The sequence below is a fragment of the Agromyces ramosus genome (assembly GCF_004216665.1).
GTDB lineage: Bacteria > Actinomycetota > Actinomycetes > Actinomycetales > Microbacteriaceae > Agromyces > Agromyces ramosus.
Map to the genome: position 1 here is coordinate 44,440 of NZ_SGWY01000004.1, position 15,102 is coordinate 59,541.

Consider the following 15,102-nt stretch of genomic DNA (forward strand, 5'->3'; position numbering starts at 1 on the left):
ACGGATGCCCCGCGGCATCCGCCGGGCACTCAGGAGTCGGTGGGGTCGAGCACCTCGAGCATCGAGCCCTGCACGAAGCCGGCCCACTCGTAGGCGGCGCGGAGGTAGTCGTCTCGTGTCTCGTCGGCCGCGTCCTCGCCCTCCTCGATGATCCCCACCCGCTCGGCGAGGATGAGCCGCAGGTCGGTGAGGAAGGTGAGCCACCCCCACGCCTCGGACTGCTCGAGCTCGATCTGCACGACGGTGTCGTCGCCGTCCTCGACGGCGGTGGCGTCGCGCACGCGCTGGGCGGCCTGGCGCTTGCCGTCGACGAGGCTGTCGCGGGTGTAGCGGGCGAACTCGCGCGACGACGACGCGTCGTCGGGGTAGGCGTTCGGCAGCAGTCGCCCGAGCGCCGGATCGTCGGCCTCGCCGAGCAGGAGCACCGAGTCGACCTGGTCGGCGAGTTCGGAGAGCAGCATCGCCTCCTCGGCCTCGAGCACGATGCGCACGCCCTCACCGCCGCTGCGGCCGGCGACGATCACGACTCCGCCCTCGACACGGTGGCCTGCAGGCCGTAGCCGTGCATCGCCTGCACGTGCCGCTCCATCGCCTCGCGGTTGCCGGTGGCGACGACGGCCCGGCCCTCGTTGTGCACGCGCAGCATGAGGCGCTCGGCCTCCTCGCGCGGGTAGCCGAAGTAGGTGCGGAACACGTAGCTCACGTAGGTCATGAGGTTGACCGGGTCGTCCCACACGATCGTGCGCCACGGCTCCTCGGCCACGACGCTCGTCGTGGTCTCGGTGTCGTGCTGCTCGAGGGTCGCGCTCACGCCTCCAGCCTGACACGACCTCGCGTGCGACGAAACCCGCGACGCACGCCGGTTCGAACCGTCTCGGAGCGGTCCGGCACCGATCGATTAGTCGACGGATGGCTCCACGTCAAGCCCCCTTGACATTGCCGTTCCGAAAGTACGTTCCGCCGGGGCCGCCTGTACTGTCGTGGGGACGGAGAAGGATCTCCGGCTCCACGCCGGGCAGCGCCGGGCACCCCCGACGCCCGGCAGGACACCTACCGCCGCCAGGACACCCCCGACCCCGGCAGGAATCGCATGACCTTCACGTCGCCCATCTCCGGCACGGACATCCTCCGCCGGAACAACGTCACCGTCTCCGGGAATCCCGCCGGCCGGCCGATCGTCTTCGTGCACGGCTTCGGCTGCAGCCAGGAGATGTGGGGATCCGTCGCGCCTCGTTTCGAGGACGACCACCGCGTGGTGCTGCTCGACCTGGTGGGAGCCGGCGGCTCCGACCGCTCGGCATACGATCCCGTCAGGTACGACTCGCTGCACGGCTACGCCGACGACGTCCTCGAGGTGCTCGAGGCGCTCGACCTGCGCGATGTGGCGTACGTCGGGCACTCCGTCGCGGCGACCATCGGCGTCCTCGCCGAGACCAGGGACCCGTCCCGGTTCGGGTCGCTCGTCCTCGTCGGCCCGTCTCCGCGCTACATCGACGACGGCGAGTACCGCGGCGGCTTCGAACGAGCCGACATCGAGGGCCTCCTCGATGCACTCGACGCCAACTACCTGGGCTGGTCGCAGGCCATGGCGCCGGTGATCATGGGCAACGCCGAGAAGCCCGACCTCGGCCGCCAGCTCACGGACAGCTTCTGCAGCGTCGACCCCGAGATCGCGCGGCACTTCGCCCGCGTGACGTTCCTCTCCGACAACCGGCGCGACCTCAGCGCGGTGCGCACGCCCACGCTCGTGCTGCAGTGCTCCGACGACGTCATCGCGCCCGTCTCCGTCGGACGGTACGTCCACGAGCAGATCACGACGAGCCGCTTCGTGCAGCTCTCGGCGACCGGTCACTGCCCGAACCTGTCGGCGCCCGACGAACTGGCCGACGAGATCAGGTCGTTCCTCCGATGACGATCCCCGACGCCCTCGACGGTGGGCGGAGCCACCGCGAACGGCACGACCGTGAAGGGCGCGACGCACGACGGCGCCGCGCGCACGACGACCACGACGCCTTCGTCGAGCTCTTCGAGGAGGCACCCTGCGGGTACCTGGAGACCACGCCCGACGGCATCATCACGCGGGTCAACCGCACGTTCGAGCGATGGACGGGTCACGCCCGGACGGCGCTGCTCGGCACCGCCTTCGTCGACCTCCTGACCTCGTCGAGCCAGCTCTTCTACGAGACCCGCTACGCCATGGTGCTGAGCCTCTCGGGGGAGGTGCGCGAGGTCGCGCTGACCGTGAGCCGTGCCGACGACGGCGAGCTGCCCATCCTCGTCAACGCGGTCGTGGTGACCGGCGCGGACGGCGAGCCCGGCGGCATCCGCACCGTCGTCTTCGATGCGACCGAGCGCCAGGACTACGAGCGGCAGCTGCTGCTCGCGCGGCGCGACGCCGAGGCATCCGAGGCCCGAGTTCGAGTGCTCCAGGATGCGTCGAGCGCGTTCGGCGTCGCGACCTCCGCGCATGAGCTGGCCGCGGCGCTCGTCGCGAGCGCCGGCGCGGCGCTTCGCGCCTCGGGTGCGGCCGTGCTCCTCGGCGATGCGTCGGGTCCGCTCGAACTGGTCGCCGGCGACGAGACGACGCTCGCGCTGTTCGCCGCCGGACTCGGCGCGCTCGCCGAGCAGGCGATCGGAAGTGGCGAGATCGTCACCGTCGCCAACCTCGACCAGGCCGCTGCGATCATCCCCGGGTTCGATGACGCCCTGCATCGCCACCGGCTCACCGCACTCAGCATCGCCCCGCTGCGCACCGACGAGCGCACGCGCGGCGTCGTCGTGTCGCTCTTCGGACGCGACCGGGTGTTCGACGCCGAGAGCCGGGAGATCCAGGCCGCCCTCGCCCGTCAGGCCGGCCAGGTGCTGCGCCGTGTCCGCCTCCAGGAGGAGCTCGAGCACCGCGCGATGCACGACGAGCTCACGGGGCTCGCCAATCGCAAGCTGCTCGAGGAGCAGCTCGACGCGGCCATCGCCGCGGCCTCCCGCAACCGGCGGCCGCTCTCCGTGGTGTTCGTGGACCTCGACGGCTTCAAGGCGATCAACGACAGCCTCGGCCACCGGATCGGCGACGACGTGCTCGCGGAGGTCGCCGCTCGCCTGCGCTCGGTGGCCCGCGCGGGCGACTCGGTGGCGCGGTACGGCGGCGACGAGTTCGTCATCGTGTGCGAGGACGCCGCGCCGGACGCCGCGTCGACCATCGCCGAGCGCTTCCGCCGCGCCGTGCGGCGACCGCTCGACAGCGTGCCGCCGCGATACGCCATCGCGGCGAGCATCGGCGTCGCGGTGTGGGAACCGGCGCAGGGCCCCGCCCCGACCGCCGACCTGCTGCTGCGGTCCGCGGACGCGGCCATGTACGCGTCGAAGGGCGCGGGGCGGGATCGCGTCACCATGGCGACGGCCGACACCCGGGCCCACGGATCCGGAACAGCACCCGACGACCATCGACCGGAGGCGGCATGGGAACTCTGACGTACGACTCCACCATCACCGCGGAGTTCGACGACCGCACGCTCACCCACCTGCAGGTGGTGATCTGGTCGAAGCTGCGCAGGGGCGAGCACTTCGCCTTCACCTTCGGCGACGAAGCGCCACCGGCGCAGCGCACGTCGGTGTGGTGCAGCCCCACGATCCCGATGGTCTTCCAGTTCGAGCTGGCGGAGCCGACCGAGCTCAACACGCGCTGGCTCGAGCTGCTCACCAAGTCGGCCAACTCGGCCGCGGGACTGCGGGCCGTGCCGGAGCCGGAGGCCGCCTCGTGAGCGGATGTCGCGGCGCGAGAGGACGAGGAGGAGAGCAATGGGCCTGTTGATCTACGGCGCGCGGGTCTCGGAGTTCGAGATCGAGGATCGCGTGCTCGCGCACCTGCAGTTCGTCGTCGCCACGAAGCTGCGGCGCGGCGAGCAGTTCATGCTGACCTGGAACCACGGCGTGGAGCGCGGCAGCGGACGCAGCTCGATCTGGATCAGTCCGTACGTCCCCGTGCACTTCAAGTACCACGGCAACCGGCCGCCGAAGCTCAACCGCGCCTGGCTCGAGCTGATGATGGACGGTGCGAACAGTCCGGCCGGGCTGCATCCGATTCCCGAAGCGGCCGCGGGAGCGGCAGAGTGAACGACGTGCGACATCCGCGCCGGCGAGAGAATGGAGGTGCGGTGTGAAGATCCACCGCTTGACGGTCGACGGTCGGGACTACTTCCTGCCCGATCCCGTCGATGAACTGCGTGCCGAGATCCTGGCGGCGATCAAGGCCGGCGGGGGGTACGTGAACGTCCCACCTCTGCGCGGCGGTCCGGGGATCGACATCCTCTTCTCGCCCGGCATGCCGGTGACCTGGTCGCTGATCGACGTCGGCGGCGAGCCGAGCGAACCCGCCGGCGGCGAGAACGACGACTCCTACGAGGACCCCTACGAGGCGCTCTGAGCCACCCGGCCGGCGGTCGGCGACCCGACCGCGAGGCGGGCCGACATCCGGCGTGCCGGCACGGGTCGACCGAACAGGTACCCCTGCGCACGGTCGAACCCGAGTTCGCGCACCGCGACCAGCTGCGGTCGCGTCTCGACCCCCTCGGCGACCGAGCGGAAGCCGTGCTCCCGGGCGAACCCGACGAGCTGCGCGGCGATACCGCGGTCGTCGGGGAGCCGGCGGATCACCGAACGGTCGACCTTCAGCTCCGTGATGGGCAGGGCCCGCACGCGGGCCTCCGCCTCTTCGACGGTCCGCACGTCGTCGACGGACACGCCGACCCCGATCGCGTGGATCCCGGTCAGGGTTTCAGCGGCCTCGGCGGGCACGGGTCGCGTCTCGGTGAGCTCGAGGGTCAGCAGCGCTGCGGGCATCCCGGATTCCTGGAGGTGGTGGGCGACCCGCTCCGCGAAGCGCGCCTCGCCGAGCTGGGCGGCCGCCACGTTCACCGCCACCTCGATCCGCCGGCCCGTGCGCACGAGCGCGGCTCCGTACCGGCAGGCCGACTCGAGCATGACGTCGCCGATGGCGACCATCGCTCCGGTCGCCTCCGCGAGCGGGATGAACTCGCGGGGCGCGACGACCCCGCGCTTCGGGTGGCGCCAGCGGCTCAACGCCTCGAGGGCGACGAGGAGCCCGTCGCGCAGGTCGACCTGCGGCTGGTACTGCGCGATGATCTCGCCCCGCTCCGCGGCGAGGGCCAGCTCTCGCGCCAGTCGCTCCTGCTCTGACATGGCGTCCCTCCCGGGCGCCACGACGGCGCCCGGCCCATTGTGACGTGCGACCCCCGATCGTGCGAAAAGGCAGACAGCGGGTCGCCGGATGCGTATACTGCCCACCCGCGGTCAGGAGGGTGCCCGGGCAGACGCTCGGGCCGACGCCCGCGCCGACGCTCGGGCCGACGACACGACCGGTGGGCTCGGTGGCCTCGGAGGCCCGCCTCGTGCGCGGTCTCGCGCGCACCACGGCTCACCCCGGCCGCCGCGATGCGGTCACCGTGAACTTCGGGTTGCGCGCCACCTGCCGGGTGCCACCCACCAGCCGCTCGAGCAGCGGGCGGTACCGCAGGTGTGTGTTCCACACGCACCAAAGCTCGCCGCCCGGGGCGAGCACGCGTGCGGCGTCCTCGAAGAGGTGCGCGGCGATGCCGGTGTGCAGCGCGGCGTCCGAGTGGAACGGCGGGTTCAGCACGATCAGGGGCTCGCTCGCGTCCGGGAGCAGCTCGAGGCCGTCGGCCCGCGTCACGCGGATGCGGTCGGCCAGGCCGTTCACCTCCGCGGTCTCGCGAGCGGATGCCGCGGCCGCCGCCGAGCGGTCGGTGGCCGTGACCCGCAGCGCCGGGCGGGTGTGCGCGAGTCGGGCGGCCACGATGCCGGAACCGCACGCGAGGTCGACGGCGGTCGCGGCATCCGGCACTGCGTCGCCGAGCTGCTCGAGGAGGTAGCGCGTGCCGATGTCCACTCCGGTGCCGGCGAAGACGCCGCCGTGCCCCACGAGCGTGACGCCGAGGTCGTCGTGACGCTCCCCCCGCGGCCAGCCGAGCGCCGGCGGCAGTCGTGCGTCGCGGGGCGCGCGAGCCGTGAGCACCCGTGACTTCTGCCGTGCGTGCGACACGTCGACGCGCTCGAACCAGGCACCGAGCACCTCGTTCATGGCGAGCGACATGTGCTTGACGCGCCCGCCCGCGACCAGGACGACGTCGGATGCGGCGTGGCCGGCGATCCACCCGGCCACCTCGTCGAGCCGGTCGAGCGATCGCGGCAGCCGCAGCAGCACGAGCCGGGCCCCGACGAGCAGATCCCGGCCGAGCGGGAGCGACCGCACCTCGCCGGCGAACCCCGCCCGCGCGGCGTTGGCGGCGAGGGCGCGCTCACCCGTGATGAGGTCCTGGTGCACCCGGACGCCGCGGGCTCCCGCCGCCGCCGACCCCAGCGCGAGGGCGCCGTACGCGTCGTCGATCACGACCAGTTCGCCAGGCCCCGGGCCGTCGGCGAGCGCGGCGGCCTCGTCGAGGATCAGCCGGTCCGCGGCATCCGACGCTTCGAGCCCGTGACCCTCGACGTCGGGGTGGCGGCGCAGCTCGCCGAGGTCGAAGGGCATGCGCCAAGGCTACGCGGCGTGCCGACTCCGAGAGCGGCTCACACGTGCGTTTGGTACCCTCGTGCCCGCATGCGGGAATCAGACCAGCGGCCTCAGGGGGAACGGCGCGCGGCTCGACACGGGGCCGCGAGCCGCGTCGGCGGTGCCCGCCCGTCGCCCGCTCGCCTGGCCCACCGGCTCGCGCCGCTCGCCGCCTCGGTGGCCGTGCTCGCGCTCGGCCTGACCTTCGCGCTCGCGCCGCAGCCCGAGGCGGTCACCGCCCCGAGGGCCGCGTCCGACACGTTCAGCGGCGACACCCAGGCCCTGCGCGTGGCCGCCGACGTCACCGCGCCGGCGACCTCGCACGAGTCGTACGTCTCGACCACCGGCCCCGAGACGCTCGTCGCGTCGGGCACCAACCTCGACTGGGCGAAGCTCGTGCTCATCGAGGGCGACTGGCCGGTCACGGAGGCGAACATCACGTTCATGATGCGATGGATGCGGCAGGAGAACGGCGCCGACAACTGGTGGAACCGCAACAACCCCCTCAACAACGGGCAGGGATCGGGCGGCGGATCCGGGCTCGGCAGCTACGCGACCCTGCTCGATGCGGCCTACTACGCCGCGCAGAACCTGCAGTCCGGGCGATACCCCGCCGTGGATGCCGCGCTCGCCCGGGGCGACTCCGCGGATGCGACCGCGCAGGCCATCTGGGCCTCGCCGTGGGCCTCGAGCCACTACGGCTACGGCACCCACTGGAGCTCCCGACCCTACGAGGTGATCGAGGCACCGGCCTCGGCCTGGGGGCGCTGAGCCTCCGCCTCGGGGCGCTGACCCTCCGCCGGAGGCGGGGCGCTGGGCCTAGGCGCCCTGGCCGCGGTCGAGCGGACGCCACACGACGACCGCGTTCTCGCGCCGAACGCGCGTGCCCGCCTTGACCGACACGATGTCGCCGGCCGATCCGGCGGCGAACACCCGGCGGCCGGGCCGGTTGAGGAGTTCATCGGCGAGCATCGCCTCGAGCTCGCGCACGCGCCCGCGCAGGGTCGCCACCTCGTCCTCGAGGCCGAGCACCCGCCGGATGCCCTCGAGGCTCACGCCCTCGCTCGAGAGCTGCGCGACCTCGCGGAGCTGCACGATGTCGCGCATCGAGTAGCGACGCGAGCGGCCCGCGGTGCGCGTCGGCGAGACGAGGCCCATCCGGTCGTACTGCCGGAGGGTCTGCGGATGCATCCCGGCGAGCTCGGCGGCCACCGAGATGACGAACAGCGGGCTCGTCTCGTCCATGGCTATCGCTGGGCCCTGGCCTTCGCGAGCAGCTCGGCCCGCGGGTCCTCGTCGGGCAGCAGCGCGTCGAACTCCGAGAGCTTCTCCTCGGCCTCCTTCGACAGGTGCGAGGGAACGGCCACCTGGACGACGGCGAGCAGGTCGCCCGTGCCCTTCGGCGTCTGGACGCCGCGGCCCTTGACGCGCAGCACCCGGCCGCTCGGCGTGCCGGCTGCGACGCGCAGCTTGACGGGGTCGCCCCCGAGCGTCGGCACCTGGATCGTGGCGCCCAGGCTCGCCTCGGCGAAGGTCACCGGCACGGTGACCCGCAGGTTGAGGCCGTCGCGCTCGAAGACCGGGTGCTTGCGCACGTGGACGGTGAGGATGAGGTCGCCCGACTCGCCGCCGTCGGGCGACGGGTGCCCCTTGCCCCGGAGCTTGATCTTCTGCCCGTCGGCCACGCCCGCCGGGATGCGGACCGTGATGGGCTTGCCGTCGGAGGTCTCGAGGGTGATCTGCTCGCCCTTGGTGGCGGTGATGAAGTCGAGCGTCGTCGACGCGGTGACGTCGCGCCCGCGGGAGGGGCCACCGAAGCCGCGGTAACCGCCGCTCGGCTGGCCGAACCGTCCGCCGCCGAAGAGGCCGCCGAGCAGGTCGTCGTAGTCGCCGCCCTGCTGGAACGTGTAGGACTGGCTGCGGCCGCCCTGCCCGCCGAACATCGTGCCGAACACGTCCTCGAAGCCGCCGGCGCCGCCGGCGCCGCCCGGCGCGGTGAAGCGCGCACCGGAGCCCATGGCGCGGATCGCGTCGTACTCCTTGCGCTGTTCGGGATCGGACAGCACCGAGTGCGCCTCGCTGATCTCCTTGAACTTCGCCTCGGCGGCGGCGTCGCCCGGGTTGGAGTCGGGATGGTACTTGCGCGCGAGCTTGCGGTACGTCTTCTTGAGCTCGGCGTCGCTCACGTCCTTGGAGACGCCGAGCACCTGGTAGAAGTCCTTGTCGAACCAGTCCTGACTGGCCATCGGCACCTCCTCTCTCGAGTCTGCCCGAGATCTGTGACGGCCGGTCCGCGACATCCGGGTGACGGATGCCGCGGGCCGGCCGAACGGGGTTACTGCGGGGTCTTCACGACGACCTTCGCCGCGCGGAGCAGCGTGCCGCCGAGCAGGTAGCCGGTCTCGACGACGTCGCCGACGGTGTCGACCTCCACCTCGTCGGAGGGCTGCTGGAAGATCGCCTCGTGGCGCTGCGGGTCGAACGGCTCCCCGACCTCGCCGAACGGCGTGAGCCCCAGCTTCTCGACGGCCGCGCGGAGCTTCGCCGCGATCGTCGCGAACGGGGCGTCGCCCTCGAGGTCGCCGTGCTTCTCGGCCCGGTCGAGGTCGTCGAGCACCGGCAGCAGCACGGCCACCGCCGCGCCGACCGCGCGCTCGCGCTCGACCTCGCGGTTGGCCTCGGTGCGCTTGCGGTAGTTCGCGTACTCGGCCGTGACGCGCTTGAGGTCGGCGAGGTGCTCGTCGCTCGGCTCCTGCACCTCGGCCTGGGCCGCGTTCAGGATGTCGTCGACCGTGAGCACGTCGTCGTCGAGGTCAGTGTCGGCGGGGACGGGTGCCGCGGCATCCGTCGCCTCACCGCCGGCCTCGGGGGCACCCTCCGCGGGTGCCCCCTCGGGCTGGCGAACCTCACCCGTCTCGGGGTCGATCCGCCGCTTGTCGCGGATGACCGGCTCGTCGTGGTTCTGGTTCTCGTCCGACATGATTACTTCTTCTCGTCCTCATCGTCGATGACCTCGGCGTCGACCACGTCCTCGTCGGACGCGGTGCCGCCGTCGGCGCCGGACGCCGAGGCGTCCTCACCGGGGTTGCCCCCGGGGTTGGCCGAGGCGCCCGCCTGCTGCGAGGAGTAGATGGCCTCGCCGAGCTTGCCCTGCGACTGCGAGAGCTTCTCGAACGCGGACTTCACCGCGTCGTCGTCGTCGCCCGCGAGCGCCGACTTCAGCGCGTCGACGTCGCCCTGCACCTCGGACTTCACGTCGTCGGGGAGCTTGTCGTCGTTGTCCTTGATGAGCTTCTCGATCGAGTAGGCGAGCTGCTCGGCGGAGTTGCGCGTCTCGGCGGATTCGCGGCGCTTCTTGTCCTCGGCCGCGTGCTCCTCGGCGTCGCGCACCATGCGCTCGACGTCCTCCTTCGGCAGCGCGGAGCCGCCGGAGATCGTCATCGACTGCTCCTTGCCGGTGCCCTTGTCCTTGGCGCCCACGTGCACGATGCCGTTCGCGTCGATGTCGAAGGTGACCTCGATCTGCGGGATGCCGCGCGGCGCCGGTGCGATGCCGGTGAGCTCGAACGTGCCCAGCGGCTTGTTGTCGCGGGTGAACTCGCGCTCGCCCTGGAAGACCTGGATCGCGACCGACGGCTGGTTGTCGTCGGCGGTGGTGAAGGTCTCGCTGCGCTTGGTGGGAATGGCCGTGTTGCGCTCGATGAGCCTCGTCATGATGCCGCCCTTGGTCTCGATGCCGAGGCTGAGGGGGGTGACGTCGATGAGCAGCACGTCCTTGCGCTCGCCCTTGAGGACGCCCGCCTGGAGTGCGGCGCCGACGGCGACGACCTCATCGGGGTTCACGCCCTTGTTGGGCTCCTTGCCGGTCTCCTGCTTCACGAGCTCGGAGACGGCCGGCATGCGGGTCGAGCCGCCGACGAGCACGACGTGCGCGATGTCGGAGAGCTTGATGCCGGCCTCGCGGATCACGTCTTCGAAGGGCTTCTTCGTGCGGTCGAGCAGGTCGCTCGTCATGTTCTCGAACTGGGCGCGCGTGAGCGTCTCGTCGAGGTTGGCCGGGCCGTTCTCGGTGAGCGAGAGGTAGGGGAGCTGGATGCTCGTGGACATCGAGCTCGAGAGCTCCTTCTTCGCCTGCTCGGCGGCCTCCTTGAGGCGCTGCAGCGCGATCTTGTCCTTCGAGACGTCGACGCCCGTGGAGTCCTTGAAGCGCTTGATCAGCCACTCGACGATGCGCTGGTCCCAGTCGTCGCCGCCGAGGCGGTTGTCGCCCGCGGTCGCGCGCACCTGGATGGTGGAGAAGTCGTCGTCCTTGCCGACCTCGAGGAGCGAGACGTCGAACGTGCCGCCGCCGAGGTCGAAGACGAGGATGAGCTCGTCCTCCTTGCCCTTGTCGAGGCCGTAGGCCAGCGCCGCCGCCGTGGGCTCGTTGATGATGCGCAGGACATTGAGGCCCGCGATCTCGCCGGCCTCCTTCGTGGCCTGGCGCTCGGCGTCGTTGAAGTACGCCGGCACCGTGACGACGGCGTCGGTGACGGTGTCGCCGAGGTACTGCTCGGCGTCGCGCTTCAGCTTCTGCAGGATGCGCGCCGAGATCTCCTGGGGCGTGTACTTCTTGCCGTCGATCTCCTTGGACCAGTCGGTGCCCATGTGGCGCTTGACCGACGCGATCGTGCGGTCGACATTGGTGACGGCCTGGCGCTTGGCGGTCTCGCCGACGAGCACCTCGCCGTCCTTCGTGAAGGCCACCACCGACGGGGTGGTGCGGAAGCCCTCGGCGTTCGCGATGACGGTGGGCTCGCCACCCTCGAGGACGCTCACCACGGAGTTCGTGGTGCCGAGGTCGATACCTACTGCTCGTGACATGTGTGTTTCTCCTTCTGCCGGGAGCATTCACGAGCGGATGCCGCGCACGCCCCATCGGCGGTCGGCCCGGCCGTCCTGGCCCGCGACCGAAGTCCGAATCGCCGGAACTTGAGTCCCGACGGCTCAAGTGTGGCAAGCCCCGATGAGTGTGTCAAGTCGGAGCCGCGAAACTTGAGCGTACCTGACTCAACTCACGGCGGGTTCCCAGTATTCCTGCGCCGTCGGAGCGCGCGCGGGCATCCGGGGGCTATCGGGCGCGTTCGACCGCCCCTAGAGTTTCGCCCAGGTGCGTTACGCGGAACGATGAGGGGAGCAGTCGTGAACGGGAGACGGATGAAGCTGGTCGGCGGCCTGACGGTCGCGCTGGCGGTGATCGGAGGGCTCGGAGCGACCGGAGCGGTCGCCGCCCCGGGGACCGCGGCCGGGCCGCGCTACACGGCGGGCGCCCCCGGCGCGGGCGATGCCTACTTCCCGTACGCCGGCAACGGCGGGTACGACGTGCAGCACTACGACCTCGACGTCACCTACACGCCGCCGGCGGCGGGCGCGCCGCTCGTCGGACGGCTCGACGGCACGGCCACGATCGACCTCGTCGCGACCCGCGACCTCGACCGCTTCAACCTCGACCTCCGCGACATGGAGGTGGAGTCCGTGACGGTGAACGGCAAGCCCGCGGCATCCGTCGCACCGCCGGCGGCCGGTGTCGAGGTCGAGGGCGCCGCCTACTGGCACGTGCAGGACGACGAGGAACGGATCTGGGAGCTCACCGTGCAGCCGCGGCCGAAGGTCAAGGCAGGGCAGCACGTGCAGGTCGTCGTCGAGTACGGCGGCGCGACGACGCGGCCCGAGGACATCGAGGGCGCGCTCTACGGATGGGTCACCATGGCCGACGGCGCCATGGTCGTGAGCGAGCCGGAGGGCTCGATGACCTGGTACCCCGTGAGCGACCACCAGACCGACAAGGCGAGCTACAGCTTCGCGATCACGGTGCCCGAGGGCAAGGTCGCCGTCGCCAACGGCGTGCAGTCGAAGGCGCCGGTGACCGAGAACGGCCGCACGACCTGGTACTGGGACGCGCCCGACGCGCAGGCCAGCTACCTGACGACGGCGTCGGTCGGCGATTTCGCCATTCGCCCCACGACCTTCTCGCAACGCGGCGTCCCGATCATCGACGCGGTCGACGCCAACCTGACGCCCGCCCGCCTCGCGACCACGAACGCCAGCCTCGCGCGCCAGGCCGAGATGATCGACTTCTACGAGCAGTACTTCGACGACTACCCGTTCGTCGCGTACGGCTCGATCGTCGACGACGACACCGTCGGCTACGCACTCGAGACCCAGACGCGACCGGTCTACTCGCGTCAGGCGAGCGAGGGCACCGTGGCGCACGAACTCGCCCACCAGTGGTTCGGCAATGCGGTCAGCCCCGAGCGCTGGCAGGACATCTGGCTCAACGAGGGCTGGGCGACCTACGCGTCCTGGATGTGGGACGAAGAGGACGGAGGCGCGACCGTCCAGGAGTCGTACAACGACTGGTACGCCTCCGAGGCGGCCGACAGCGAGTACTGGAACCTCCAGATCGGCGACCCAGGCCCGCTGGGGCTGTTCCAGGACCCGGTCTACGACCGGGGTGCCGGCACGCTCCACGCCCTCAGGCTCGAGCTCGGCGACGAGGAATTCTTCGCCGGCACTCGACTCTGGCTCGAGCGCTACGACGACTCCACCGGTACGGCCGACGACTTCCAGGCGGTCTTCGAGGAGGTCTCGGGCGAGAACCTCGACGCCTTCTTCCAGATCTGGCTGTACGAGCAGGCGAAGCCGCCGGCCACCTGGACGCTGCCGTAGGCGATCATCCTCATCGACCCCCGTGCGCCGGAGCATTCCCGGTCCACGGGGGTCGATGGCGTGACCTGGGATCGATGGCAGACCTGGGGTCGCGCCCACCAGGAGGCGACCTCGCCGGACGCACGGCCCGGCCCGGTCTAGCCCAGCATCGTGCCCTCGGCGGCCGGTGACGCCTTGGGATCGGGCAGGCGCCGCATCCGCAGCGCGTTCAGGATGCCGAGGAGACCCGCGAGGATCGGCACGAGCAGCGCCACTTGGAGCGCGATGAACCGGGAGTCGGTGTTGATGCGCAGGATCTCCTCCTGCACCTCGGGCGGCTGGCCGACGAGGAGCTCCTCGAGACCGGTGTTCGTCATGATCTCGGCGTCCTCCTCGAGCACCGCCGAGACCTGCTGCTGCTCCTCGGGCGAGAGCACCGTGCTCGCGTCGGCGCTCGCGGTGAACGTGTAGGCGAGGGTGGCGAGCATGATCGCCCCGGCGAAGGCGAGGCCGAAGGAGAGGCCGAAGGAGCCCGCGGCCGAGTTCACGCCGGCCGCCTCGCTGACCCGCTCGTCGGAGATCGGGGAGAGCGTGTAGTTGTTCAGCTGCGACACGAGCAGGCCGAGGCCGCAGCCCGAGATGATGAGCGGGATCGTGAGGTACCAGCCCGAGTCGGCGATGGGCACGATCGGCACGAGGATGGCGAGTCCCGCCACGGCGAGCACGAAGCCCCACAGGATGATGTTCGCCGGCCGCCGCTTGAGGCCGCGGCCCGCGAGCAGCGCGACGACGAACATGCTCAGCGAGAGCGGTGCGATCGAGAGGCCCGCCTGCAGTGCGTTGTACTCGAACACCATCTGCAGGTAGATCGGGAGCACGATCATCGTCCCGCCGAGGGCGATCTGCTGCAGCAGCTGTCCGCTCGCTCCGGCTCGGAACATCTTCGACTCGAAGAGCGTGGGATCGAGCAGCGTCGGCTTCCCGCGGCGCTTGCGGCTGCGCAGCCAGAACACGAGGAGGCCGAGCCCCAGCAGGCCGATGCCGATGATGAGGCCGACGTAGCCGCCACCCTCCTGCCACACGAGGATGCCGGTGACGACGCCGCCCATCCCGACGATCGACAGCAGTGCCCCCACGAGGTCGATCGATCGGTCGCCGTGGTATGGCACGTCCTTCACGAGGCCGATGCCGGCCAGCACGACGGCGATGATCACGGCCTCGAGCGCGAAGCCGACCCGCCAGGAGAGGAACGTCGTGATGAAGCCGCCGAGGAGCGGGCCGACGGCGGCGGCGATCGCGGCGGACGCGCCCACGAGGGCGTACACGCGCTTCTGCTGGGCACCCTCGAAGTTGCCGTGGATGAGCGACTGCATGGCGGGCAGCAGCAGCGAGGCGCCGATGCCGCCGATGACGGCCCAGAACACGATGATCGCCGCGAGGTCCTGCGCGAACACCATGGCGATCGCGCCGATGGCGTAGCCGAGGAGGCCGAGGATGTAGGCGAGCTTGCGCCCGATGAGATCGCCGGTCTTCCCGCCGATGAGGATGAACGCGGCCGAGACGAGCGCCTCGAGCGCGATCGCCCCCTGCACGCCGCTCACCGTGGTGTCGAGGTCATCCACGACCGCCGAGATCGACACGTTCATGAGCGACGTGTCGACGACCAGCACGAACATCGCCATCGCGAGGAGCATCGCGAGTCGGAAGTTGAACGGCGTTCCCGGTGCGCTGTCAGCCCCACTCATGACTGAACACAACCACAGGGCGGGCCCCGGCGATAGACCCCGGCCCAGCGGCCCGGCGCACGGGACTCGCCCTCCGATGGCACAATG

The 15,102-nt window shown here is 71.2% G+C and carries 16 protein-coding genes; 7 read left to right on the plus strand and 9 right to left on the minus strand.

Annotated features, from left to right (window positions below):
- Positions 1 to 29 precede the first annotated feature (29 nt).
- Both EV187_RS16410 and clpS read right to left on the minus strand, forming a co-directional pair.
- Complete coding sequence (locus EV187_RS16410) at positions 30 to 524, minus strand: DUF2017 family protein (RefSeq protein WP_130354167.1); 495 nt, start codon at positions 522 to 524, stop codon at positions 30 to 32.
- Positions 521 to 811 carry an ATP-dependent Clp protease adapter ClpS gene (clpS, locus tag EV187_RS16415; RefSeq protein ID WP_130354168.1) on the minus strand — a complete coding sequence of 97 codons (291 nt, stop codon included), beginning with the start codon at positions 809 to 811 and terminating at the stop codon, positions 521 to 523. The genes EV187_RS16410 and clpS overlap by 4 nt, the downstream gene beginning before the upstream one ends.
- 279 nt (positions 812 to 1,090) lie before the next feature.
- Here clpS and EV187_RS16420 point away from each other — a divergent pair, with 279 nt between their 5' ends.
- The 5 genes from EV187_RS16420 to EV187_RS16440 are packed head-to-tail and all read left to right on the plus strand — an operon-like array spanning position 1,091 to position 4,420.
- Positions 1,091 to 1,912 (plus strand): alpha/beta fold hydrolase, encoded by an 822-nt coding sequence (locus EV187_RS16420; protein ID WP_130354169.1) that lies wholly within the window; start codon positions 1,091 to 1,093, stop codon positions 1,910 to 1,912.
- Positions 1,909 to 3,468, plus strand: a complete 1,560-nt coding sequence (locus EV187_RS16425; protein ID WP_130354170.1) for a sensor domain-containing protein — start codon at positions 1,909 to 1,911, stop codon at positions 3,466 to 3,468. The genes EV187_RS16420 and EV187_RS16425 overlap by 4 nt, the downstream gene beginning before the upstream one ends.
- Entirely contained in the window at positions 3,456 to 3,758 is a 303-nt protein-coding gene (locus EV187_RS16430) for a DUF7882 family protein (RefSeq protein WP_130354171.1), read from the plus strand. Before EV187_RS16425 ends, EV187_RS16430 begins: the two co-directional genes overlap by 13 nt.
- 37 nt (positions 3,759 to 3,795) lie before the next feature.
- Complete coding sequence (locus EV187_RS16435) at positions 3,796 to 4,110, plus strand: DUF7882 family protein (RefSeq protein ID WP_130354172.1); 315 nt, start codon at positions 3,796 to 3,798, stop codon at positions 4,108 to 4,110.
- Between the two features lie 43 nt (positions 4,111 to 4,153).
- On the plus strand, positions 4,154 to 4,420 hold the full coding sequence (locus tag EV187_RS16440) for a hypothetical protein (protein WP_130354173.1): 267 nt from the start codon (positions 4,154 to 4,156) through the stop codon (positions 4,418 to 4,420).
- Here EV187_RS16440 and EV187_RS16445 read toward each other — a convergent pair.
- Entirely contained in the window at positions 4,405 to 5,196 is a 792-nt protein-coding gene (locus EV187_RS16445; RefSeq protein WP_130354174.1) for an EAL domain-containing protein, read from the minus strand. The genes EV187_RS16440 and EV187_RS16445 overlap by 16 nt on opposite strands.
- A 235-nt stretch (positions 5,197 to 5,431) precedes the next feature.
- On the minus strand, positions 5,432 to 6,562 hold the full coding sequence (locus EV187_RS16450; RefSeq protein ID WP_130354175.1) for a class I SAM-dependent methyltransferase: 1,131 nt from the start codon (positions 6,560 to 6,562) through the stop codon (positions 5,432 to 5,434).
- 69 nt (positions 6,563 to 6,631) lie between these two features.
- On the opposite strand from EV187_RS16450, the gene EV187_RS16455 reads away from it, so the two are divergent.
- Positions 6,632 to 7,354: a hypothetical protein gene (locus EV187_RS16455; protein WP_242609666.1), complete on the plus strand. Its 723-nt coding sequence runs from the start codon at positions 6,632 to 6,634 to the stop codon at positions 7,352 to 7,354.
- 48 nt (positions 7,355 to 7,402) lie between these two features.
- On the opposite strand, the gene EV187_RS16460 is transcribed toward EV187_RS16455, so the two are convergent.
- The 4 genes from EV187_RS16460 to dnaK form a co-directional block, all read right to left on the minus strand.
- Positions 7,403 to 7,828 (minus strand): heat shock protein transcriptional repressor HspR, encoded by a 426-nt coding sequence (locus EV187_RS16460; RefSeq protein ID WP_130354176.1) that lies wholly within the window; start codon positions 7,826 to 7,828, stop codon positions 7,403 to 7,405.
- 2 nt (positions 7,829 to 7,830) lie between these two features.
- The gene (locus tag EV187_RS16465; protein ID WP_130354177.1) at positions 7,831 to 8,829 is read right to left on the minus strand and encodes a DnaJ C-terminal domain-containing protein; all 999 of its coding nucleotides are present in this window, start codon (positions 8,827 to 8,829) and stop codon (positions 7,831 to 7,833) included.
- A gap of 89 nt (positions 8,830 to 8,918) precedes the next feature.
- Entirely contained in the window at positions 8,919 to 9,563 is a 645-nt protein-coding gene (locus EV187_RS16470) for a nucleotide exchange factor GrpE (RefSeq protein ID WP_130354178.1), read from the minus strand.
- A 2-nt stretch (positions 9,564 to 9,565) separates the two neighbouring features.
- Positions 9,566 to 11,446: a molecular chaperone DnaK gene (gene dnaK, locus EV187_RS16475; protein ID WP_130354179.1), complete on the minus strand. Its 1,881-nt coding sequence runs from the start codon at positions 11,444 to 11,446 to the stop codon at positions 9,566 to 9,568.
- A 333-nt stretch (positions 11,447 to 11,779) separates the two neighbouring features.
- Between dnaK and EV187_RS16480 the strand changes: the two genes are divergently transcribed.
- Entirely contained in the window at positions 11,780 to 13,291 is a 1,512-nt protein-coding gene (locus EV187_RS16480) for a M1 family metallopeptidase (protein WP_130354180.1), read from the plus strand.
- A gap of 137 nt (positions 13,292 to 13,428) precedes the next feature.
- Here EV187_RS16480 and EV187_RS16485 read toward each other — a convergent pair whose 3' ends face one another.
- Positions 13,429 to 15,015, minus strand: coding sequence for an MFS transporter (locus EV187_RS16485; RefSeq protein WP_130354181.1), 1,587 nt, complete (start codon positions 15,013 to 15,015; stop codon positions 13,429 to 13,431).
- Positions 15,016 to 15,102 lie beyond the last annotated feature (87 nt).